Origin of the sequence: Streptomyces sp. NPDC090032, assembly GCF_044748025.1 — a bacterium.
Taxonomy (GTDB): domain Bacteria; phylum Actinomycetota; class Actinomycetes; order Streptomycetales; family Streptomycetaceae; genus Streptomyces.
This window is the reverse complement of record NZ_JBIVFF010000010.1, coordinates 200,737-223,169: the sequence shown is the minus strand read 5'-3', so window position 1 is coordinate 223,169 and position 22,433 is coordinate 200,737. Positions and strand designations below refer to the sequence as shown.

General features: G+C 73.1%; 15 protein-coding genes. 12 read left to right on the top strand and 3 right to left on the bottom strand.

The features are described from left to right. The first annotated feature begins 80 nt into the window (after positions 1 to 80). The 7 genes from ACIPWY_RS25485 to ACIPWY_RS25455 all read left to right on the top strand — a co-directional run bounded on the left by ACIPWY_RS25485 (position 81) and on the right by ACIPWY_RS25455 (position 15,834). The gene (locus ACIPWY_RS25485) at positions 81 to 938 is read left to right on the top strand and encodes a DUF4132 domain-containing protein (protein WP_401535125.1); all 858 of its coding nucleotides are present in this window, start codon (positions 81 to 83) and stop codon (positions 936 to 938) included. Continuing rightward, the gene (locus ACIPWY_RS25480; RefSeq protein ID WP_401535122.1) at positions 935 to 6,106 is read left to right on the top strand and encodes a hypothetical protein; all 5,172 of its coding nucleotides are present in this window, start codon (positions 935 to 937) and stop codon (positions 6,104 to 6,106) included. The genes ACIPWY_RS25485 and ACIPWY_RS25480 overlap by 4 nt, the downstream gene beginning before the upstream one ends. Before the next feature lie 136 nt (positions 6,107 to 6,242). Beyond that, the gene (locus ACIPWY_RS25475; protein WP_393703997.1) at positions 6,243 to 7,427 is read left to right on the top strand and encodes an AAA family ATPase; all 1,185 of its coding nucleotides are present in this window, start codon (positions 6,243 to 6,245) and stop codon (positions 7,425 to 7,427) included. Between the two features lie 6 nt (positions 7,428 to 7,433). Then, positions 7,434 to 11,504: a DUF5682 family protein gene (locus ACIPWY_RS25470; RefSeq protein WP_393703999.1), complete on the top strand. Its 4,071-nt coding sequence runs from the start codon at positions 7,434 to 7,436 to the stop codon at positions 11,502 to 11,504. Beyond that, a complete protein-coding gene (locus tag ACIPWY_RS25465) occupies positions 11,501 to 13,612 on the top strand; it encodes a hypothetical protein (RefSeq protein ID WP_393704001.1) in 2,112 nt (703 codons plus the stop codon). The genes ACIPWY_RS25470 and ACIPWY_RS25465 overlap by 4 nt, the downstream gene beginning before the upstream one ends. A 123-nt stretch (positions 13,613 to 13,735) precedes the next feature. Then, positions 13,736 to 14,287 carry a helix-turn-helix domain-containing protein gene (locus tag ACIPWY_RS25460; protein ID WP_362905986.1) on the top strand — a complete coding sequence of 184 codons (552 nt, stop codon included), beginning with the start codon at positions 13,736 to 13,738 and terminating at the stop codon, positions 14,285 to 14,287. Further along, positions 14,284 to 15,834: an MFS transporter gene (locus tag ACIPWY_RS25455; protein WP_362905988.1), complete on the top strand. Its 1,551-nt coding sequence runs from the start codon at positions 14,284 to 14,286 to the stop codon at positions 15,832 to 15,834. The genes ACIPWY_RS25460 and ACIPWY_RS25455 overlap by 4 nt, the downstream gene beginning before the upstream one ends. A gap of 163 nt (positions 15,835 to 15,997) precedes the next feature. Here ACIPWY_RS25455 and ACIPWY_RS25450 read toward each other — a convergent pair whose 3' ends face one another. Then, complete coding sequence (locus ACIPWY_RS25450) at positions 15,998 to 16,771, bottom strand: lysophospholipid acyltransferase family protein (RefSeq protein WP_389548390.1); 774 nt, start codon at positions 16,769 to 16,771, stop codon at positions 15,998 to 16,000. Positions 16,772 to 16,955: 184 nt separating this feature from the next. Here ACIPWY_RS25450 and ACIPWY_RS25445 point away from each other — a divergent pair, with 184 nt between their 5' ends. The 3 genes from ACIPWY_RS25445 (at position 16,956) to ACIPWY_RS25435 (ending at position 19,299) form a co-directional block, all read left to right on the top strand. Further along, the gene (locus ACIPWY_RS25445; RefSeq protein ID WP_393704004.1) at positions 16,956 to 18,137 is read left to right on the top strand and encodes a glycerophosphodiester phosphodiesterase; all 1,182 of its coding nucleotides are present in this window, start codon (positions 16,956 to 16,958) and stop codon (positions 18,135 to 18,137) included. A gap of 102 nt (positions 18,138 to 18,239) precedes the next feature. After that, entirely contained in the window at positions 18,240 to 18,758 is a 519-nt protein-coding gene (locus ACIPWY_RS25440) for an RNA polymerase sigma factor (protein WP_393704006.1), read from the top strand. Between the two features lie 37 nt (positions 18,759 to 18,795). Further along, positions 18,796 to 19,299 carry a GNAT family N-acetyltransferase gene (locus ACIPWY_RS25435; protein ID WP_393704008.1) on the top strand — a complete coding sequence of 168 codons (504 nt, stop codon included), beginning with the start codon at positions 18,796 to 18,798 and terminating at the stop codon, positions 19,297 to 19,299. Here the strand turns inward: ACIPWY_RS25435 and ACIPWY_RS25430 are convergent. Continuing rightward, on the bottom strand, positions 19,289 to 19,720 hold the full coding sequence (locus tag ACIPWY_RS25430; protein ID WP_362905994.1) for a hypothetical protein: 432 nt from the start codon (positions 19,718 to 19,720) through the stop codon (positions 19,289 to 19,291). The genes ACIPWY_RS25435 and ACIPWY_RS25430 overlap by 11 nt on opposite strands. A 1-nt stretch (position 19,721) precedes the next feature. Continuing rightward, complete coding sequence (locus ACIPWY_RS25425) at positions 19,722 to 20,081, bottom strand: hypothetical protein (protein WP_362905996.1); 360 nt, start codon at positions 20,079 to 20,081, stop codon at positions 19,722 to 19,724. 539 nt (positions 20,082 to 20,620) lie between these two features. Between ACIPWY_RS25425 and ACIPWY_RS25420 the strand changes: the two genes are divergently transcribed. Beyond that, the gene (locus tag ACIPWY_RS25420) at positions 20,621 to 21,667 is read left to right on the top strand and encodes an ATP-binding cassette domain-containing protein (RefSeq protein ID WP_362905998.1); all 1,047 of its coding nucleotides are present in this window, start codon (positions 20,621 to 20,623) and stop codon (positions 21,665 to 21,667) included. Further along, a complete protein-coding gene (locus tag ACIPWY_RS25415; RefSeq protein WP_362906000.1) occupies positions 21,664 to 22,416 on the top strand; it encodes a methionine ABC transporter permease in 753 nt (250 codons plus the stop codon). Before ACIPWY_RS25420 ends, ACIPWY_RS25415 begins: the two co-directional genes overlap by 4 nt. Positions 22,417 to 22,433 lie beyond the last annotated feature (17 nt).

Here is a 22,433-nt window from a genome sequence, read left to right as displayed (position 1 = left end):
CGTGACGCGTGTCTTCGGCGCGCGCCCACGACCGGGGGTCGACATCTGCGAACGGGAAATCGGCTGTCGGGGAGGCAGTGGTGGGGTGGATGCGCGCGGGCGACTATGAGGTCGCCCTGGACGACGACGGGAAGGTCGTCTGCCGCAACGGCAAGGGACGACTCCTGAAGTCGGTGCCACCGAAGATCGCCGACGAACAGGCGGTCATCGGGCTCCGGCAGCTCACCGAGTGGCTGGAGCGGCACGAGCGAGACTGCCGGGAGCGGGCCGAGCGCTGGATGACCCGCTCCCTTCCCGTACCGGCCTCGGTGCTCGCAGAGGTCTGGCCCGACCCGGCCTGGCGTGCCGCACTCAAGGACCTGGTCGTCACCGGTGACGACGGCCAGGTCGCCGGGTTCCTGCGCGACGCCGACCCCGAGCGCGGCATCGGCCTCGTCGACCTCGACGGGGACACCGTGCGCATCCACCCGCGGCGGATCAGCGTTCCGCACCCGGTCCTCCTGGAAGACCTCGGTGAACTGCGCGAGTTCGCCGTGGAGCTGGGGGTCGACCAGGGCGTGCAGCAGCTGTTCCGCGAGATCTGGACACGCGGCGCCGACCGCGACCCGGCCGCGCACGCCGTCGACGACTACGAGGGCGGCGCCTTCAAGGAACTCCGCTTCCTCGCCGGCCGCGCCACGTCCCTCGGCTACCGCGTGCGCGGCGGCCACGCCGTCCATCCCGTCCTCGAAGGCGGACGCACCGTCGAGGCCCGTGTCTGGATCGGCGACTACGAGGGCTACGCCGAGACCGAGACAGGGCCGCTCACCTGGACCACCGAGGGCGGACAGGCTCTGGCCCTCGGTGAAGTCGGCCCGGTGGCCTGGTCGGAGGGCATGCGCATGGCCGCCGCCCTCTACGCGGGCCGCGAGCTCGAGGACGGGGAGCAGGCGGCGTGAGCACGGCGGTGAGCGGCGCGGGCGCGGCAGGCTTGACCAGTACGGCGGGTTCGGTGGGTTCGGTGGGCGAGGCGGCAGGGGAGCGGGGCGCGATGAGTACGGGTGACGGCACGGTGGACACGGGAGCGCTCCTGGAGGCGGGCGCCGTCCTGCTCCCGGGCACACACCGCGGCGAGGACGCCGACGACCTCACGGCCCGCGCGTACACCCACCCCGTCCTGGAGGGGCGCACGGTCGTCCGCCTCGTGCCGGGCACGCTCGGTGACGCGGAGGACCTCGCCCTGGACTTCCTCGGGCTGCGGCGCGAGAGCGTCCGTGACGGGCTCGGCCAGGTACGCCGCGAAACCCTCGGCTTCCCCGCCTGGGCCCTGGTGAACGACCCGGACAACGGACACCACGCCCTCGCCCTCGTGAAGGACGTCGAGCGCCTCGCCCGCATGGCCAAGACCCGTGCGGGCGCCGCCAAGGAGGGCTTCGAGGAGCTCGGCGAGCGCCTCGGCCGCTCCGTCCCGCACTTCCTGCCCACGTACTACGAGGAGGCGGGCCGCGCCTTCCTGAGGCACGAGAACACGACCTACGCGGCCGCCTTCTTCGGCAAGGCCCGCGAGGCCGAGCGCGTCCACAGCCTCGACGTCGACGAGCAGCGGCAGCGCGCGGTGTTCCTCGAATTCGCCTTCGCCGGGGCGCTCACCGTCAAGGCACTCAAGGACCATGTACGGGACCTGACGCAGCGTCTGGCGCCGCAGGCGGCCTGGGAGCAGTACCGAAGGCTCATCGTCGAGCGGTGCGGGGCCGGCATGCCGCCGTACGCCGCCCTGCCGCAGGATGCCCGCAAGCTCATCAAGGCCGCCGGCCTCGACCGGGTCGAGGAGGAGTGCCGGCTGCTCGCCGACCTCCTGGCCTCCCCGGCCGTGGTACGCGCTCCCGGCACGTTCTGGACGGCGTACCGGCCCACCCTCCTCGTCCTCGCGGCGCAGGAACCGGCCGTCCGTGAGCGTCTGCTGGAGATCCTGCCGACGGGGTACGGACACGACAACGGCTCCGAGGATGACTGGCTGGAGCTGCTCGCCGAGACCGGCGCCGAGCAGCTCCTGACGGACCCGGCCCCGGACTCCGCCGTCGACGCGGGGGACTGGCTTTCGCGCTGGTCCACCCACCTGAAGGGCGGCTGGCGCGGGGTGCGCCGCTCCCCGATGACATACCAGCTGGTGGAGCGCATGGCCGCCCGGCTGCGTGCCGAGGGGCGGCCGGTCGACCTGTTCCGCGGGCGCGGCTGGCGCAGTTGGGCCGACCTGGACCTCATCGACGTGTGCCTCGCGTCGGGCGTCGCTGTGGCGGATCCCGCGCCCCGCGCGGACGGCCACGGGATCGGCCTCGACGACTGGTTCGGCGGAGCCGACGCAGGCCGCCGTGACCTCGCCGCAGTGGCCGCGGACCCGCGGTTCAGGCCGCTGCTCAAGGAGGCGATCGGCGACAACTCCCGCCAGAACACAGGCAATCGGAGGACACTCGCCGTCGCGGAGCACCCGGTGCTCCGCCCGCTCCTGGCCGAATGGCTCACCGAACAGGCCGACGCGTTCACCGCGGCGGTGGGCCTGCCCGGCGCCCGCGCCGCGCTCCAGCGTCTCAGGCGTTTCCGGTCGGTCGCCGCGGACGTCGCGCCCGAGGCCGTCGCCCGCGTCCGCGCCCACGACCTCAGCGGCAACCTCGGCCGCACCCTGCGCGCGGGCATCGTCGACGAACTGAGCTGGCCCGCGCTCGAAGAGGCCATGGAACTGCTCGGGCCCGTACCCGAGCGGCGCCACGGCGACGACCTCACCGTCCAGGAGGCCTGGCCCGCGTTGATCGTCGCCCACCGGGACAAGGCCGTCGTCGCCGGACCCGACGGCATCCTCCTCGAACACGACCTGCGCATCCCCGACAAGCCCGACCGCTGGTGGCAGCCCGCCTTCCGCTTCGTCGGAGGTGAACTGCTGGTCACCTGGTGGCACGAGGGCAAGCAGCGCGCCTACTGGTCCTCGCGTCCCGCCGACGTCTTCCACCTCGGCGGCGAGTCCCCCACGCAGTGGCGCGCGCACACCCCGGACGCCTCACTGCCCCTCGCCGACGGCGGCCGCAGCACCGGCGCCCGCCCCCTGCACGCGGGCGACACCACCCTGCCCAAGGAACACCGGGTCAGCGGCGACGGCGTGAACCTCTGGCGGCTGCGCACCACGAGCACGGCCAGCACCTGGATCGAGTACGACCCCGCCACCGGCGCGACCGGCCGCGCCTCCCTGCCGGCGCTCCTCGCGGGCGCCGTGCGCGACGAGGGGCGGCTGCGGCACGCCGACTGTCAGGTACTGCCCCTCCAAGCGGGCCTGGAGAACAGCCCGCTGGGCACCGACGGCACGGTTCTCGGCCGCTGGGTCCGCGGCGACGGCCCGCAGGACGGCGAGGCAGAGCGGCTGATGGCCGGCACGCCCGACGGCCGCGAGGTCGCGCTGCCCGCCCGCTTCACCGGCGGCAGCAGCCCCGTGCCGCTCGGCGCGCTGCGCCTGCCCGGCGGAGCGGAGCCCGTACTCGCCCTCGACGGCAACCAGCTGGGTCTCTACGGGGACCGGGCCGGACCCGCCGACGGATCGTTCGGGGACACCGTGATGTCCCGGCCGGGCGCGCAGTACGCGGCCGGAACGCCGCTGGTCCCGCCGGCATCGTTCTGGCACGCCATGCGCGCCCGCGACGTGGACGGTTCCAAGGCGCTGCGCGCGTTCGCCGACGAACAGGCCGCCGCACTGGCGGACGACACGGCTGCCGCGCTGGCGAAACACCGGAGGAAGACCACCGGCGAGGCCGGAGCGGCCCTCACGGACGAACAGAAGCAGGCCGCATCCGAACAGTTCGACCGCGACCTGCTCGCCGCGACCGAGCGTGCCCTGCCCGCGATCGGGCACCCCTCGCTCCACACGGGCGTCGGTGTCATCGCGCTCGCCATGGTCCAACTGCGTGAATCCGTGACCGAGTTCACCGATCCCCGAACGGAGACGACGCGGCCCGTCGAGGCGCGCAGGCAGGAGATGTTCCACGACTTCTCACCGCCGGACGGCGACGACCGGACTCTGCTCAACGCTGTCCGCGGTGTCCTCGGACACACCGTCTTCGGCTACTGGAGCCCCGACACCTGGAGCACGCTCCGGCAGATCAAGTCCGTCGGCCACGTGATCGCGGGCAAGGCCGCCGAGGGCACCCCGCTGCCCACCGGACACGACCTCACGAAGCTCACCGGCGGCTGGACCACGGACGAACTCACCATCCCGAGCTGCACGTCCACCTGGCTGCGCGTCCTGCAGCACCTGCCCGCGCTGGCGTACCGCGCGACCGTCCCCGGCGTGGACGAAACCGAACGGTCCGCGCTCCTGCACCTCCTGGACGCCGTCGCCGAAGGCGCCCTCACGGACCCGGACCGTCACATCCGCAGCGTCGAACTCCGCGAGAAGGGCGTCTACCGGCCGCGCCCCGGCCAGGTTCTCCGCCTGGGCGACCGCACCGTCGCCATCCTCGCGGCGGCCCGCACACGCGGTCACGACGACGAGCTGGACTGGCTGGCCCTCGACCACGACCCGTCCGGCGAGTTCGGGCCCGTGGCCCACTTCACGACCCGCGAGGCGCTGCGGATCCCCGGCACGCTCACCGGCGACCGGATCACGTCACTCGCCGCCCTTGTACGCGAGCGCGGCGCCACGCCCTGGCGCGCGGAGAACGCGACCGCTCTGGCGGCGGCGCCCGGCTGTGGCCCCGTCCAGGCCGCGCTGCTCCTGGCCGGACGCCCCTCCGGGGTCCTCGCCGACGGCGCCGGATCCGCCGAGTGCCAGGCCCGCTCCGGGCTCACCCGCACGCAGGTGGAGGCGGGCCACGACCGCCTGACCGCGCTCACGTGGCAGGGCCGCGTCGATGTCGTCGCCGCGCTGCTCCCCGAGACCGTCGCCGACCTCTGGGAGACCGGGCCCGCCGTCGCGGAGGCCCGGGACGTGTGGACGGAGCGGTTCGGCACCCGCGTACGCCTTCCCGAGGACGTGGAGATCTCACTGAACGGGGTCTGCTCCATCGGCAATGCCGAGGCCGTACTCAACCCCCGGCACACCCCGTGGCTCAGCCGCACCACCGTCCAACGGATCGACGCGGACGGCCGGTTGACGGGCGACGACCCGAAGGCGGTGCCGCACGTCAGGGACCTGGTGACCGCCGTGGCGGCGCTCGGCGCGCTCGCGTACGGCCTGCCGTACGGGCATCCGCTGCGCGCCGCCCTGCCCGCCGGCCTCGACGCCCTGCGCACCCGGTTCACCGACCCGGAGCTGCTGCTCCACCTCGGCCTCGACTGGACCGAGAAGGGCCACGCCACCGCGCCCGAACTGCGCAAGGCGCACGGCATGCCCGAGGCGGGGGGCGAGGCGGCGGACGGACTCACGCGCGTGGGCGAGGCGTTCGTGGTCCACCCCTGGCACCAGCAGGAGGCCGTCCTCCTGCGCCCGGCCGGCCTCACCGGCCCGGACGACCCGGCGCTGGGTCTGATCGAGGGGCTGGCCGGATACCGCGCGGACGCCCCGCTGCGGGCGATCAGGGCGGCACTGGGGGACGGACTGCTCCGCGCGGTGTCCGCGGGCGTGCCGGGCGCGCTGGGAGCGGGCGGGCCGGAGGGGGAACGCGAGGGAGAACCCGATGGAGAACCTGAGGGATATGCGCAGAACCCCACGCGCAGTGTCCCCGGCCTGGTCGCCGAGGTCGCCGAAGCGCACGGCATCGGCGAGGACGCCGCCGCCCTCTACCTGCAACTGCTCGCTCTCCCTGACCCGACCGACCGCAACAGCACGCGCTGGACCGGCTGGAAGCCCGCCCGCATGAAGCGGGCCCGCGCCGAACTCGCGGCGACCGCACTGGTGGTGGAGGCGAAGCGCGCCCGCGCCGGACGCGGCCTGTTCCTGCCCGGCGCCTGGCTGGCACTCAAATCCCCCGCGCTGCCCGTCGAGACCTGGAAGCGGGCCCTGTACGACATCCCGGGCAGCACGGCGACGGTTCCGCTGCTCCCCGTCCCGGAACTGTTCATACGCGCCTGGGACCGAGTGCGCGCCGGCGACGTCCCGGCCTTCGAGGAACTCACGACCCGGGCGACCCGGAAGGGGCGGCGTCGATGACGACCGCGGTCCGAGCCATCTCGGCCATGCGTGGCCCGCGCCATGGGGTCGCGCGGCCGATGACCGCCACTACCGAATCCGTTCCGGGCGCGTCGAGGACGCGGTGCCGGGCCACGCAGCCGCGGGAAGGCCGCCGATGACCACCACGACCGACACCGTCCAGAGCACGACGTCTTCCGCGCCGCGGCAGATCGTGCCGCCCGAGGAGTCGTACGCCGACGAGCTGGCGTTCCTCGCCGCATACGACACCGGCCCGCGTCCGCCCGGCTGGCGGCTCACCCCGCGGGCCGTCGTCACGTTCGTGATGGGCGCCGACGAACCACTGCGTCTGCCCGAAGGCGCCGGCGCCGGCGAGGGCGTGCCACGCCGCCTCACCGTCCGGCGGAAGTTCGTCGGCGAGCGGGCCCTCGTGGAGCGCTGCGTCGTCACGCTCGCCGGCGAGCGTGGACTGCTCCTGGTCGGCGAGCCGGGCACCGCCAAGTCGATGCTCTCGGAACTGCTCGCCGCCGCCGTCAGCGGCACCAGCGCGCTCACCGTCCAGGGCACCGCGGGCACCACCGAGGACCAGCTCAAGTACGGCTGGAACTACGCACTGCTGCTCGCCCAGGGCCCGAGCCCGAAGGCGCTCGTGCCCTCACCCGTGCTCGCCGCCATGACCCAGGGCGCCGTCGCACGCGTGGAGGAGGTCACCCGTTGCCTCCCCGAGGTGCAGGACGCCCTGATCTCCCTCCTCTCCGAACGACGCATCGCCGTCCCGGAGCTGGCCGGCACGGACGCGGCCCAGGCCCACGCGGCCCCCGGGTTCAACGTCATCGCCACCGCCAACCTCCGCGACAAGGGCGTCTCCGAGATGTCCGCCGCGCTCAAGCGCCGCTTCAACTTCGAGACGGTCGGGCCCATCGGCGACTTCGACGCCGAACTCGACCTCGTACGCCGTCAGTCGAAGGCGGCCGTCGAACGGGCAGGAGCCGCGTACCAGCTCGATGACATGGTTCTCGACGTCCTGGTCACCGCGTTCCGGGAGCTGCGTAACGGCCGTTCGGCCGAGGGCTGGGAGGTCGAGCGGCCGTCCACCGTGATGAGTACGGCCGAGGCCGTCTCCGTCGCCACGGCGCTCGGCGTCGCCACCGCCTACTTCCCCGGCGACCGCGACGCCCTCGCGCTCCTGCCGGGCCACCTCACGGGCGTCGTCCGCAAGGACGACCCGGCGGACGCGGCGCGGCTGCTCGGCTACTGGGACGGCGCGGTGCGGCGTCGCGCGGAGGAAGGCTCCGCGACCTGGCGCACGCTGTGGGACCTGCGCTCCGTCCTGGAGGGCTGATCCATCATGACCACCGACGCGGGCGTGGCCCTCGACGCGCTCACCGATCCCGACGGGCCCTACCTCATCGGGGTACGCCACCACGCGCCGTCGCTGGCCGCCGTCGTGCCGCGACTCCTCGACGAGGCGGCCCCGGACGTCCTGCTGGTCGAACTCCCGGCCGAGACACAGGAGTTGCTGCCATGGCTGGCTCACGAGGAGACGGTGGCGCCGGTCGCGCTCGCCGCCGTGGTCGGCGGGGAGGCGGAGGCGGGCCCGGCGTTCTATCCGTTCGCGGACTTCTCGCCGGAGCTCGCTGCGCTGCGCTGGGCCGCACGGAACGGCGTCCCGGTGGTCGCGTGCGACCTGCCGCTGGCGGAACGGGCGTGGCGGGAGCCGCGGGCGCCGCGGCCCGCGGAACATGCCCACAGTCAGGCCGGCGGAGACAGGCGGCCGCGGCTGGACGACGCGGTGCGTGGACGGCTGACCGGCCGCGACGGCGACGACCTCTGGGACCGCCTCGTGGAGGCCCCCGCCCCGGGCGCCACCCCACAGGCCCTGCGCCGCGCAGCGCTCCTCACCGGCTGGGCCCTACGCCGCGACGCACAGGACGGCCCGGGAGTCGACCTGCTCGATCTCGCCAGGGAACGGTGGATGAGGGCGCGCCTACGCGAGGCGGCGCGCGGGGGACGCAGGGTGGCGGCGGTGATCGGGGCGTTCCACGCGCCCGCGTTGAGCGCGGCGGCGCTGCGGGACCATGCGCCGGGGGAGCCGATCGGGGGAGCGTCGGCGGGGGTGACTGCTGGGCCGACGGCCGGAGAGCCGGCGGCCGGGACGCCCGCTGAGTCGCCGGTGCCTGGGACGCCCGCCGGGTCGGCGGTGGCCGGGTCAGGTGCGGAGCCGGGATCGTCGGCGGTGCCCAACTGTGCCGTCTCCCTGATCCCGTACACGTACGCACTGTTGGACGCCCGTTCCGGATATCCGGCCGGGATCCGTGACCCCGAGTGGCAGCACCAGGTCCTGGAGTCGGCGGGCGACCCGGCCGCGGTCGGAGAGACGGCGCTGCGCTGTGCCGTCCGCGTCACCAATGAACTGCGTGCCGACGGCCACCCGTCGGGACCGGCGGACGCCCGCGAGATCCGCCGCGTCGCGGGTGACCTCGCGAGTCTGCGCGGGCTGCCCGCACCGGGCCGCGGCGAGTTCGTCGAGGCGGTCCAGACCGTGCTGGCCCAGGGGGAGCCGCTGGGCCGCGGGCGCGCCGTCGCCCGCGCACTGGAACGGGTCCTCGTCGGCGGACGCACGGGACGGGCCGCCCCCGGCGCACCCCGCGGCGGACTCGCACCCGCCGTCGAGACGGAGCTGGCCGCACTCGGACTGCCGGGCCCGGCAAGCGGTGGGCAGGAGAAGGAGCTACGGCTCGACCCCCTGCGTTCCGGCCTGGACCGCAGGCGAGAGGTGCTGCTGCGGCGCCTCGCCCTGTGCGGCATCCCGTACGCGCAGGAGGTGTCCGTCGGCGGGGCGGGCGGGGCCGACGCGCTCACGACGCGCTGGACCGTGCGCTGGACACCCGCCACCGCGGCGGTCCTCACGACGGCGACCACCCGGGGTGTCACGCCGGCGCAGGTGGCCGAGGGCGTGCTCCGCGAGCGCGTGCGGGCCGCCCACGCGGAGGGCGGGCCGACCGCGGCGCAGGCGCTCACCGCGCTCGGCGAGGCGGCCGAGTGCGCGCTGCCCGCACTCGCGGCCGAGGCCCTGGCAGAGGTCACATCCGTACTCCCTGCCATCGGCACGCTCCCCGAACTCCTGACGGGCCTCGACCTCACAGACCGACTCAGGTCGGGCCACATCGCGGGCCTGCCGACGATGGACCCCGCTGCCGGCACGGCCGTCACGGCTGCGGATTCGGATTCCGGCGGTTCCGCTACGGGTTGGGGCGGGGGTTCCACTTCAGGCTCGGGCGTCGGCGTCGGTTCGGCTGCGGGCGTTGAAGCCGCCGCCTGCCCTGGCGCCGTACCCCGCAACGGACTCAGCGCCGAACCCCCCACCGCACATGCCACGACTCCTCGCACCGATGCCGGCACCGATTCCGCGACCGAATCAGGCGAGGCTTCTGCCTCAGGTCCGTTGGCCCATGCTGCTCCTGCCCCGGGTCCGTCGGCCGACGCCGCTCCCGTCCCCGACTCACTCGCCCATACCGCCCACGGACCGACCACCACCCCCCTCACCCCATGGCACCGGGCGCTGGTCGATTGCGCCGGCCTGCTGACCGTCGCCGCCGTCCGTAGTCTCGACGGGCTCGCCGGCTCCGACGACGCCCGCGCGCTCGTCGAACTCGCGCGGCGCGCCGACGTGTTCGGCGGGATGCGGCTCGCCGACTCGTTGGCGCGGCTCGCCGACGACGGGTCACCGCTCATGCGCGGCGCCGCAGCCGCGGTGCGCGTACTGCTCGGGCACACCCAGGCCACCGCCCTCGGCGTACGCGTGGCGTCCTGGGTCGACACGGCCGCCGACCCCGGCACCCGCGCGGAGCTCACCGCGCGACTGAGCGGCCTGCTCACCGCCGCCGGCTCCCTCCTGGAGACGGCCCCCGAGGCGCTCGTCCCGCTGCTCGACCGCGTCGGCGACCTGCCCGACAGCCCTTTCCTCGCGCGACTGCCCGCCCTGCGCGGCGGCTTCGACACACTCAGCCCGGCCGCCCGCGACCGGCTGCTCACGGTCATCGAGGAGCGCATCGACGGCACCCTCGACGCAGACCTTCCCCCGGAAACGGACGCGCGGACGCTGGCCGCGTGGACGACCGCGGACCTCGCCGCCCGCGAGGCGCTGGCCGCGCTGGACCTCCTGCCCACGACGCCGGACATCACGTCCGGCCGACCGCACGCCGCATCCCCGTCAACTGCCGCTGCCACTTCCACTGCTACTGCCGCTGCCACTGCTACTGCCACGCCCGCCCCCGGCCCCGTTCTCGTCCCGCCGACCGGTGACGCCCGGATCGCCCCCGCCGAGCGGTGGCGACTCGTACTCGGGCGCCGACGGGACCAACTCCCGCAGGACATCGCCCCGTTGGCGACCGCCCTGGACGAGCTGTACGGGAGGGGCCGCGGTGAAGGCGCGCGCGGCGATCTGCCGGGCGGCGCCGGCGGCCGGGGCGGGCGAGAGGCGCCCTACCCCGGCGTACGCGAATGGGCCGAGGAACTCACCGCCCTCTTCGGCCCCGGCATCCGCGAGGAGGTCCTCGCCGCCGCGGCCACCCGCGGCCGCACGGACGTGGTTTCCGCGCTCGACCCCGAAGCCGTACGCCCCTCGGTGGAGCTGCTGCGCACCGTGCTCCAGCACGCGGGAGGGCTGCCCGAGGCCAAGCTCGCCGCCCTGCGCCCTCTCGTACGGCGTCTCGTCGACGAACTCACCCGCACCCTCGCCACGCGGCTGCGCCCCGCGCTCACCGGCGCGGCGACGGCCCGCCCCACCCGGCGCCCCGGCGGCAGACTCGACCTCGCCCGCACTCTGCGCGCCAACCTCGCCACAGCCCGGCGCACCGACGACGGACGCATCCACGTCATCCCGGAACACCCCGTGTTCCACGGCAGGGCCCAGCGCTCGGCCGACTGGCGACTGATCATCCTCACGGACGTGTCCGGCTCGATGGAGGCGTCCACCATCTGGTCGGCGCTCACCGCGTCGGTCCTGGCGGGCGTGCCCGCGCTGTCCACGCACTTCCTGGCGTTCTCGACGACGGTCCTCGACCTGACCGAACACGTCCACGACCCGCTGGCCCTCCTCCTGGAGGCCCGTGTCGGAGGCGGCACCCACATCGCCGCCGGCCTGCGCCACGCCCGCACACTCGTCACCGCGCCCTCGCGCACCCTCGTCGTCGTGGTCAGCGACTTCGAGGAGGGCTACCCCGTCGGCGGGATGCTCGCCGAGGTACGCGAACTCGTCGGCGCTGGTTGCCATGTACTGGGCTGCGCGAGCCTCGATGACGCCGGGCGCCCCCGCTACTCCACCGGCATCGCGGGACAACTGGTCGCCGCGGGCATGCCGGTCGCCGCACTCAGCCCGCTCGAACTCGCCCGCTGGGTAGGGGAGAAGATCCGTTGACGTCGACGCACTCTCAGCAGCCGTCGTCCCACCCGACGCCGCAGCTTCCTCCGGTGCTGCCCGAGGTCACCGCCACTGTCGTGGCCGCCCTCTCGGCACGCCTGCGCAAGCGCCTGGACGCGGCCGTCGAGAAGCTCGCCACGCGACCGGTGACGTCCGACGGCGGCATCTGCCGGATAGCGGTCGACGACGAGACCTTCGTGGAACTGCACGCTCCCGGCGGCACGGTCGCGGTCGGCGACGCGATCCGGTGCAGCTGCCTGCTCGCCCCGGCCTGCGTCCACCGGGCCGCGGCGGCGACCCTCGCCCCGATCGCGGACGCACCCGCAGTGGCCCTCAAGGACGCGCCTACGTCGGCCCTCGCGGACGCACCCGCAGTGGCCCTCGAGGACGCGCCTACGTCGGCCCTCGCGGACGCACCTACGTCGGCCTCCGCCGATGCGCCCACGTCGGCCCCCACCGACACCTCCGCCCAGCCGTCCCGGCCCGGCCCCGCCCAGCCGGAGGTGCCCCCACCCTCACCCGCTGCCGAGCCCTCCTCACCCGCTGCCGAGCCCTCCCCACCCGCTGCCGAGCCCTCCCCACCCGCCGCCGAGCCCTCCCCACCCCCACCCGCTGCCGAGCCCTCCCAGCTCTCCCCACCCCGACCTACCGAAGCCCCCACGCCTACGCCCACCACTCCGGCCCAGACAGCCGCAGCCGAAGCCCTGTGGCAGGCCGCCGGCCTCGTCCTCGACGCCGGTGTCGACGGCGCCGGTGCCGTGCTCCAGGCCGGTCTGCTCAGGGCGGCCCACTCGGCACGCCTCGCGGCGCTGCCCCGCCCCGCGGCCGCCGCGATCCGTACGGTGAACGGCCTGCGCGCGGTCCGAGCCGCCGAGCCCGACCACCGCACGTCCGAACTTGCCGACGCCCTCAAGGAGTTGCTCGCCACCGCGCACGGCCTGCGCCACCCCGGCACCCCGGAGGCGCACGCCGCACTGCGCGGCACGGCTCGCCGCGCGTACGCGCCGGGCGGTTCGCTGCGGCTCTACGGGCTGTTCACCGAGCCTGTCCTCACCTCGACCGGACACGCGGGCGTGGTGACTTGGACCGCCGACGCCGCTGGCCGCCTCTACACCGTCCCCGACATGGCCCCCGGAGGGCCGACCAGGGCGAGGACCGCCGGGGACCGCGCCGTCAGGATGGGCGACACCGCGCTCACGCACCGCGACCTGGCACGCGCCGGGCTCGTGGTCTCAGGGGCGACCGTCTCCGCCGAGGGGCGGCTCGGCGCGGGCCGGAGCGTGCGGGCCGCGGCCGCCACGGGAGCCGACTGGACCGATGAGCCGCTCGCGGCACTGTGGTCCGTGCCCGTTGCGGAACAGGCGGCGCGGGCCCTCGCCACCGGACAGGACCTGCTGTTCCTCGACGTCACGCTGACCGGCGTGGCCCGCGAGGCGGGTGGCGACTGCCTGCTGGCCGAGTGCGGGGGGCTCACCGTCCGGCTGACCTCCGCCGACGACCACCCCGAACTGGCCCACCGCGAGAACCTCGCCCTCCTCGCCACGGCCCCCGGGACCAGGGTCCGTGCGATCGCGCGCCTCGTTCCCGCCGGGCACCCCCGGGCCGCGCTCCTCGCCGTCGGTCTCCCCACGGGCCGGTACGACCTCGGCCTCGACCGCCTCCAACGCCAGGACGTGACCCCGACGACCCCGACGACCCCGACGACGCCGACCTCCGCGTCCCGACCGGAACCCGCATCCACCCCCGCACTCCCCACCCCCTCCGCGCCCCTCCACATCCTGCGCCGCCGCACGGAACAGGTGGTCGTCGCGGGCCGCCGCGCCCTGACGTACACAGCGCCCACCCGTCAGCACGCGACCGCACCCCGCGGCACCACCGCACCGCCAACCACCCCACCCGACACCGCCCTCCTGCGCCGCGCCGGCCTGTCCACCGCCGCCGAGCTGCTCGACGCGCTGCGCGGGGCCGCGGCCGAGCGGGGCCGCGACGGGTTCGGCCGGCTCGGCGCAGCGGACACCGACGCGTTCGCCCGCGTCTGGCTCGCCACGGCCCGCTACCTCGACGAGGCGTCCATAGCCCTGTGCCGCGAGGCCTGGCAGACCTGACCCGCGCCCATAACCAAGCCCCTCGCCGGCCATCAGATGATTCATCCCTGTATGCCCGACTCTGGATGAGGCATCCGAGCTCATGGTGAGACAAGCATGTCTCACATGGACTATCCTCGTCTCATGTCAGTCGACCGGGAACAGGTGCTGCGCACCGCCGCCGCCCTGCTCACCCGCAAGGCCACGGCCACGATGGACGAGGTCGCGAGGGCGGCGGGCCTCAGTCGCGCCACGCTTCACCGGCACTTCGCGGGCCGGGACGCACTCGTCAGGGCCTTGGAGGAGCTGGGGATCCAGGAGTGCGAGGCCGCCCTCGACGCGGCCCGGCTCGACGAGGGCGGCGCCGACGAAGCCGTACGCCGGCTCGTGGCGGAGATCCAGCCGTGCGCAGGACTCCTCGCCTTCCTCGTCACCGAGAACCAGCTCTTCGAGGGTGAATCGCAGAACGAGGGCTGGGCCCGGCTCGACGCCCGTATCGCCGCACTGTTCACGCGCGGCCAGGAGCGCGGCGAGTTCCGGATCGATCTGACACCCGCGTGGCTCACGGAGGCGCTCTACAGCCTGATCGGCGGGGGCGCATGGGCCGTACAGGACGGCCGGGTGGCCGCCAAGGACTTCCAACACATGATCGTCGAGCTGCTGCTCGGCGGCGCCAGACGGAGAGTGGAACCATGACCAGCACACACCAGCGCACATCCGCGGCGGAGGTGGAGCCGAGGCCCGGGCGAGGACGATGGCTCGCGCTCTCCGTCCTCGTGCTCGCGGTGCTCCTGGTCGCGGTCGACGCGACGGTGCTCGGTCTCGCGACGCCGTACATCAGCGAGGACCTGGAGCCGACCGGCACGCAGCTCCTGTGGATCGGTGACGTCTACTCGTTCGTGATCGCGGGACTTCTGGTCTCCATGGGCAGCCTCGGCGACCGCATCGGCCGCAAGAAGCTGCTGCTCACCGGCGCCGTCGCGTTCGGCGCCGTCTCGGTGCTCAACGCGTACGCGACGACCCCCGAGATGATGATCCTGGCCCGGGCCCTGCTCGGCGTCGCGGGCGCCACCCTGATGCCCTCGACCCTCGCCCTGATCCGCAACATCTTCACCGACCCGCGCGAGCGTTCCCTCGCCGTCGGCATCTGGGGTGCGGCGGCCTCGGCGGGCGCGGCCGTCGGTCCCGTCGTCGGCGGATTCCTGCTCGAACACTTCTGGTGGGGCTCGGTCTTCCTGATCAACCTGCCCGTGATGGCGGTCCTCGTCCTCGTCGGCATCAAGCTGCTGCCCGAGTCGAAGAATCCGGTCGCCGGCCCGTGGGACCTGATCAGCGTCGTCCTGTCCCTCGTCGGCATGATCGGCGTCGTCTACGCGGTCAAGGAGGCCGCGGCGCACGGCCTCGGCTGGCAGGTGCCGGCGTCCGGCGTGCTCGGACTGGCCGCTCTGACGTGGTTCGTCCGCCGTCAGCTCACGCTGCCCGCGCCGCTCCTCGACATGCGGCTGTTCCGTCATCGCGGATTCTCGGCGGCTGTCCTCGCCGACCTCCTCACGATCCTCGGCCTTTCGGGTCTGGTGTTCTTCCTCTCCCAGTTCCTGCAACTGGTCCAGGGGCGCGGCCCGTTCGAGGCCGGTCTCGCCGAACTGCCCGCCGCCATCGGCGCGGTGGGGGCCGGACTGGTCGCCGGTACGGTCGCGCGCCGGTTCTCCGTACGCTCCGTCGTCGCGGGGGGTCTCGCCGCGGTGGGCCTCGCCCTGGCCGGGCTCACCGGGCTCAGCCAGGCGACCGGCTATCCGCTGCTCGGGACCGTGCTCCTGATCGTGGGCGTCGGCGCGGGGTTCTCGTTCACGGTCACGGCCGACGTGATCCTTTCCAGCGTGCCGAAGGAACAGGCGGGCTCGGCATCCGCGGTCTCCGAGACGGCGTACGAACTGGGCGCGGCCCTTGGTATCGCCCTGCTCGGTTCCATCGTCACGGGCGTCTACCGGGACTTCACGGCCCCGGCAGGCACCCCGGCGGAGGTGGCGTCGGCTGCCCACGAATCCCTGGGCGGAGCGGTCGAGTCCGCCTCGGCGCTGCCCGCGCACACCGCGAGCGAACTGCTCTCGGCGGCGCAGGGCGCCTTCGTCGACGGGCTGCGGGCCGCCGCGGGCATCGGCGCGGCGGTACTCCTCGCGACGGCGGTGGCGGCGTGGTTCCTGCTGCGCGGCCAGAAGTTGGAGGACGGCGTCGAACACCCGTGACGGACGCGGCCGGACGGATGACGACGCGGCCGTACGGATGACGCACTTTCAGCGGGCGACCAGACGGCCATACGCGTGACGAAGGACCGCACCCACCGGGTGCGGCCCTTCGTCACGTTCAAGTGCTACCGGCTCACGTGCTACCGGCCCAAGTGCGACCCGCTCAGGCGGCCTTCGCCTTGGTCGCGTACATGTCCACGTACTCCTGGCCGGACAGGCGCATGACCTCCGCCATCACCGAGTCCGTCACGGCGCGCAGCACATAGCGGTCGCGGCCCATGCCGTCGTAGCGGGAGAACTCCATCGGCTCGCCGAAGCGGACCGTGACGCGGCCGGGCCGCGGGAAGCCGTTGCCGCCCGGCTGGAGCTTGTCCGTGCCGATCATCGCGAACGGGACGACGGGCGCGTTCGTCATCAGGGTCAGCCGGGCGATGCCGGTGCGGCCGCGGTAGAGCCGGCCGTCGGGGGAGCGGGTGCCCTCGGGGTAGATCCCGAAGACCTTGCCCTCCTCCAGGACGCGGCGGCCGGTCATGAGCGCCGCGACACCGCCGTTGGCGCCGTCCCGGTCGACGGGGATCATGCCGACGCCGGTGAAGAACCACGCCATGACACGGCCCTTGAGGCCCTTGCCGGTGACGTACTCGTCCTTGCCGATGAACAGGACCTGACGGTCACAGACGATCGGCAGCACTATCGAGTCGATGAAGGTCAGGTGGTTGCCCGCGAGAATGACAGGACCGGTGCCCGGGATGTTCTCGGCGCCCTCCACCCGGGGGCGGAACATCAGGCGCATGATCGGTGAGAGCACTGCCTTGATGAACGCGAAACGGGACAACGGGCCCTCCGGTGTCAAGGGGTGGCGGCCTAAGCCGTGGCTGGATGAGCTGAAGTCTGTGCAGGTGAGGACGATACTCGCGGCCCCCGGCCCGTTGCACATCGGGTTCACGCACTCGATACGCAGTGTTGACCAGTATTTACGCTCCGTTGGCCCTCACGCGGCGCTCAGGAGTCACCCCGCATCACCCGTCCGTTCGGTCCAAGGTCTCCCACTGGTCACTCCGGCACACCTACGATCGGTGCGCTTTGACAGGTGCAAGGCAGCGATGTGGGAGGAGTGCTCAATGGGGATGCGGAAGTCACAGGAGTCCCGGGGGTCGCAGCTCGACCGCCGTTCGGTACTGGGTGCGGCGGTGCTCGGCGCGGGCGGAGCCGTCCTGGGCGCGCCCGGCGTGGCGAGCGCGGACGAGCGGAGCAGTGGCGGACATCACGGCGGCGGTGGCTACAAGAGCCTGCCCGTACCCACCGTCATCGCCCACCGCGGTACGAGCGGCTACCGGCCGGAGCACACCTTCGGCTCGTACCAGCTGGCCCTGGACATGGGCGCGCACGTCATCGAGGCGGGTGACCTGGTGCCCACCAAGGACGGTCACCTCGTATGCCGTCACGAGCCGGAAATCGGGGGGACCACCGACGTGTCGGCGCACCCCGAGTTCGCCGGTCGCAAGACCACCAAGAGCCTCGACGGGGTCGCCACCACCGGCTGGTTCACCGAGGACTTCACGCTCGCCGAGCTGAAGACCCTGCGCGCCAAGGAGCGCATCCCGGCCAACCGCCAGCGCAACACCCTCTACGACGGACGCTGGGAGATCCCCACCTTCGAAGAGGTCCTCAAGTGGCGGGAGCGGCAGAGCCGCGAGCGCGGCAAGGAGGTGTGGATCCACGTCGAGACCAAGCACCCCACGTACTTCCGCAAGCTCGGCCTCGGCCTGGAGGAGCGCGTCGCCACGCTGCTGCGCAAGTACGGCGTGCACCGGAAGAACTCGCCGGTCTTCCTCCAGTCCTTCGAGCCGACCAGCATCCAGCGCCTGAACAAGCTGGTCGACAACCCGCTCGTCGTGCTCCTGTCGACCGCCAACTCCCGCCCCTGGGACTTCGTCGACGCCGGCGACCCGCGCACCGTCGCCGACCTCATCACGCCCAAGGGCCTCGACGAGATCGCCTCCTACGCCCAGGGCATCGGCCCCACGCTCGACCTCGTCATCCCCAAGGACAAGGACGGCAAGCTGCTCGCGCCCACCACGCTCGTCAAGGACGCGCACGCCGCGGGCCTGATCCTGCACCCGTACACGATGCGCAACGAGAACACCTTCCTGCCCGCCGACTTCAAGAAGGGAACCGACCCGAACGCCTACGGTGACGCGTTCGGCGCCTTCAAGGCCTATCTGGCGACCGGCATCGACGGCATCTTCTCGGACAACTGCGACACGGCGCTCCTCGCCCGCGAGGACTTCCTGAAGGCCTGACCTCCGTCAGTACGCCGTCAACACCGCGCACCCCGGCCCCGGTTGGGGTGACGCGCGGCCGCCCCGGCAACCGCACGCCCGGGCGGCCGCGTCCCGCCCGGCATGACGTACGACCCGGTCATCGACACGCTGCGCCCGCTCGTCGCCGCCGAGGTCTCGGCGGAGGCCCACGCAGGCGCGGCCGAACCCGGCGACCTCGAACAGGCCGTCTGGCTGCGGCTGCTGGAGCGCATCGACACCGACGGCCCGCCCGCCGACCCCGCCGCCTGGCTCACCGCCGCGGTCAAGTCCGAGGCCCGCCGCACCCGGCACGCCGCGCTGCGGGAGATCCCGTACGCCACCGAGCCCGCCGACGCCTTCGAACACGGCCCGGAACAGCGGGCGCTGGCCGGTGACCGCCACCGCGCGCTGCACGCCGCCGTGCGCAGACTGCCCGGGCGCTGCCCCCGCGTCGTGGCCGCGCTTCTGTCGCCACAGGACCTCACGTACCGCGAGATCGCAGGGGAGTTGGGTATCTCACAGGGCAGCCTCGGTCCGGAACGTTCCAGATGTCTGGGATGCCTGCGCAGAATGCTGGCGGCAGAGGTTGCGGCTCCTGAACCCTGGGGAAAGGAGCGATAGACAACCGGCGGAGCAGGTGAGCGGGAGGCATGCACACATGGGCATGAGCGTGATCATCTCTGCGGCGACCGAGCAGGACGCCGAGAAGATCCTCAAACTGCAGTACCTCTGCTACCAGAGCGAGGCCGAGATCTACGGCGACTACTCCATCGAACCGCTGACGGAACCACTCGACTCGGTCAGGGCCGAACTCGCGGGCGGCACGGTCCTGGTGGCCCGGCTCGGGGAGGAAGTCGTGGCCGCGGTGCGGGGCGCCGTGGACGCGGACGGCACGGCCCGGATAGGCAAGCTCGTCGTCCACCCGCGCATGCAGCGCCACGGCCTGGGCGGGCGGCTCCTCGACGCGGTCGAGGCGAAGCTCGGCGGGGACGGCGCAGCCAAGCGCTTCCAGCTGTTCACCGGCCACCGCAGCGAGCACAACCTGCGGCTCTACCGGAAGCACGGCTATGTCGCGGTAGCCACGAAGCGCGTCGACGAGCGGCTCACCCTGGTGACGCTCTCCAAGGACGCCGAAGCGAGCGCCTTCGTTGCTAGCGCGTAGCCCTGCGCGCCTTGTTGAGCCAGAACATGGCGGTCACCGGAAGCAGCACCGGAATGAACAGATAGCCCATGCCGTAGTCCGACCAGACCGTGGCGTCCGGGAACGCCGACGGGTCCGCCAGCGTCCAGGTGCCCACGGTCAGTACGCCCACGAGCTCGGCGGCGCAGCACACCAGCGCCGCCTTGCGGGCCTTCTCCCCGCCGCGCACGAGCGAGTACGTGATGAAGCCGTACACAAGGCCCGCGAGCGCCGACAGCGAGTAAGCGAGCGGCGCGTGGCCGAAGTCCGTCGAGATCTGGACGGCCGAGCGCGAGACCGCGCCGACCACCATCACGCCGTACAGCCACACCAGCAGCGTGCCGGGGCCGCTGGTCAGCCTCTGCGGCTTGCTGCCGCTCTCGCTCTGTGAGGTCACGGACACCTCAGCCTCCCCAGATGTCGTAGAGCCGCACTTGCAGGACGGCCAGCACGATGCCGCCGGCCGCCACCGTCACAGAACCCCAGCGGGTGCGCTCGGCGAGCGACATGAAGCCGGCCGCCGGGATGCATGCGAACGCGCCGAGCAGATAGGCCACGAAGATCGTCGTGCCCTGGTCCGGCTTCTCGCCCCGCACCAGCTGGACGCTGCCGACGACCAGCTGCACCGCAGCGAGCAGCGACACCACGGCCATGCCGATGAAGTGCCAGTCCTTGGTCGGCTGGTCGCGATAGGCGGCGAAGCCGCACCAGGCGGCGAGCGCGAGCGCGGCTACGGCGGTCGCGACCGTCAGGGCATCAAGCATGCCGAGACCCTATTACGGCCGAAAAGGCCCGGTGCGCGCGCCCCCGTCACCGTGGCGTTGGCCACAGCGTGACGGCTGCGGTGCCCGGCGCGGACGGAGGCGGGAACTAGCTCCTGCCCCTGGCCGCACTGGCCACACGGGTCACTCGGACCCTGGCCGAGCCGGGCCGGCCGCCGTCCAGGGCTGTCCGCTATTCGGACAGCGGTTCGGGGATCCGGGCGTACTTCTGCTTTACTTTTCGCATGACCACGACGAGCAGCCGCACCCTTGCGACCGAGGCGACGATGACGCCCGGTGCTCGTTGTATGTGTCGAATGTGCGCCTTCTGAGGGCCCCCGCAACGCCTGTTCTCGCGCCCCGAAGCGAAACGCCGTGCCCAGTCCGTGCTCATGCCGTACGTGACCGGGCCGCCCCGCGCACAGTCTCCCCCGGTTCCACCGCCACAGCGAGAACCGTGCTGCGTCCAGGCCGATCCCGACCATGAATGCCCGCCGCAGGCGCTCACCCGCGCCGCGCCATCGACAGTGACGGAATCCCACGTGATCACCACCCAGGGCCTCACCAAGGTCTACCGCTCGCGCGGTCGAGAGGTCACCGCCCTCGACGGCGTCGACCTGCACGTCCGCGAGGGCGAGGTGTACGGCGTCATCGGCCAGTCCGGCGCCGGCAAGTCCTCGCTCATCCGCTGCGTCAACCTCCTGGAGCGACCCACCTCCGGCACCGTGACGGTCGCCGGACAGGACCTCACCGCCCTCGTCGGCCGCGGCTCCCGCGCCGGCAAGGAGCTGCGCGAGGCCCGCAGCCGTATCGGCATGGTCTTCCAGCACTTCAACCTGCTGTCCTCGCGCACCGTCCAGGACAACATCGAGCTGCCGCTCGAAATCCTCGGCAAGTCGGGCAAGGAGCGCTCCCGCAAGGCGCTGGAACTCCTCGACCTGGTCGGCCTCGCCGACAAGGCCAAGTCCTACCCGGCCCAGCTCTCCGGCGGCCAGAAGCAGCGCGTCGGCATCGCCCGCGCCCTGGCCGGCGACCCGAAGGTGCTGCTCTCCGACGAGGCCACCAGCGCCCTCGACCCCGAGACCACCCGCTCCATCCTCCAGCTCCTGCGCGACCTCAACCAGCAGCTCGGCCTGACCGTCCTGCTCATCACGCACGAGATGGACGTCGTCAAGACGGTCTGCGACTCCGCCGCCCTCATGGAGCGCGGACAGATCGTCGAGTCGGGCACGGTCGGTGAACTGCTCGCGACGCCCGGCTCCGAGCTCGCCGCCGCACTGTTCCCCGTCAGCGGCGACGCCAGCGGCCCGGACCGCACGGTCATCGACGTCACCTTCCACGGGGAGTCGACGACCCAGCCGGTCATCTCGCAGATGGCGCGCACGTACAACATCGACATCTCGATCCTCGGCGCCGCGATGGACACCGTCGCCGGCAAGCAGGTCGGCCGCATGCGCATCGAGCTGCCCGGCCGCTTCGACGAGAACGTCGTACCGATCGGCTTCCTGCGCGAGCAGGGCCTCCAGGTCGAGATCCACGGACATCGGGGCGGCGCGCCCGTACTGCTGAAGGAAGGTGTCACCAAGTGACCTGGTCGGAGATGCAGCCGCTGCTGTCCCAGGCGTGTTGGGACACCCTCTACATGGTCGGCTGGTCCACGCTGATCGCCGTCGTCGCGGGTCTGCCCCTCGGCGTCCTGCTGGTCCTGACGGACCGCGGCGGCCTGCTCCAGAGCGCCGTGCTGAACAAGGTCATCGGGCAGATCGTGAACGTCGTCCGCTCGATGCCCTTCCTCATCCTGATGGTCGCGCTGATGGGCTTCACGCGCTGGATCGTCGGCACCACCATCGGCCGCGAGGCCGCCATCGTGCCGCTCGCGATCGGCGCCATCCCGTTCTTCGCACGGCTCGTCGAGACCTCCGTGCGTGAGGTCGACGGCGGTCTGATCGAGGCCGTGCAGTCGATGGGCGGCAACACCTGGACCGTGGTCCGCAAGGTCCTCGTGCCGGAGTCGCTGCCGTCGCTGATCTCGGCCACCACCACGACGATCATCGCGATCATCGGCTACTCCGCGATGGCCGGCACGGTCGGCGCGGGCGGCCTCGGTGACCTCGCGATCCGTTACGGCTACCAGCGCTTCGAGACCGAGCTGATGTGGATCATCGTGGCGGTCCTCGCCGTCACCATCGCCGTCATCCAGCTCGCGGGCGACAGCGGAGCCCGCGTCCTGCACCGCCGGGCCGGCAAGGGCGGCGAACCCCTCCGCTTCCGCGCCTTCGCGGGCCTGCTGCCCGGCGGCCCCGCCACTGCGGACGCCGCCCCGGCCAAGACCCGCTGACCCGCTGGCTCCCTGAC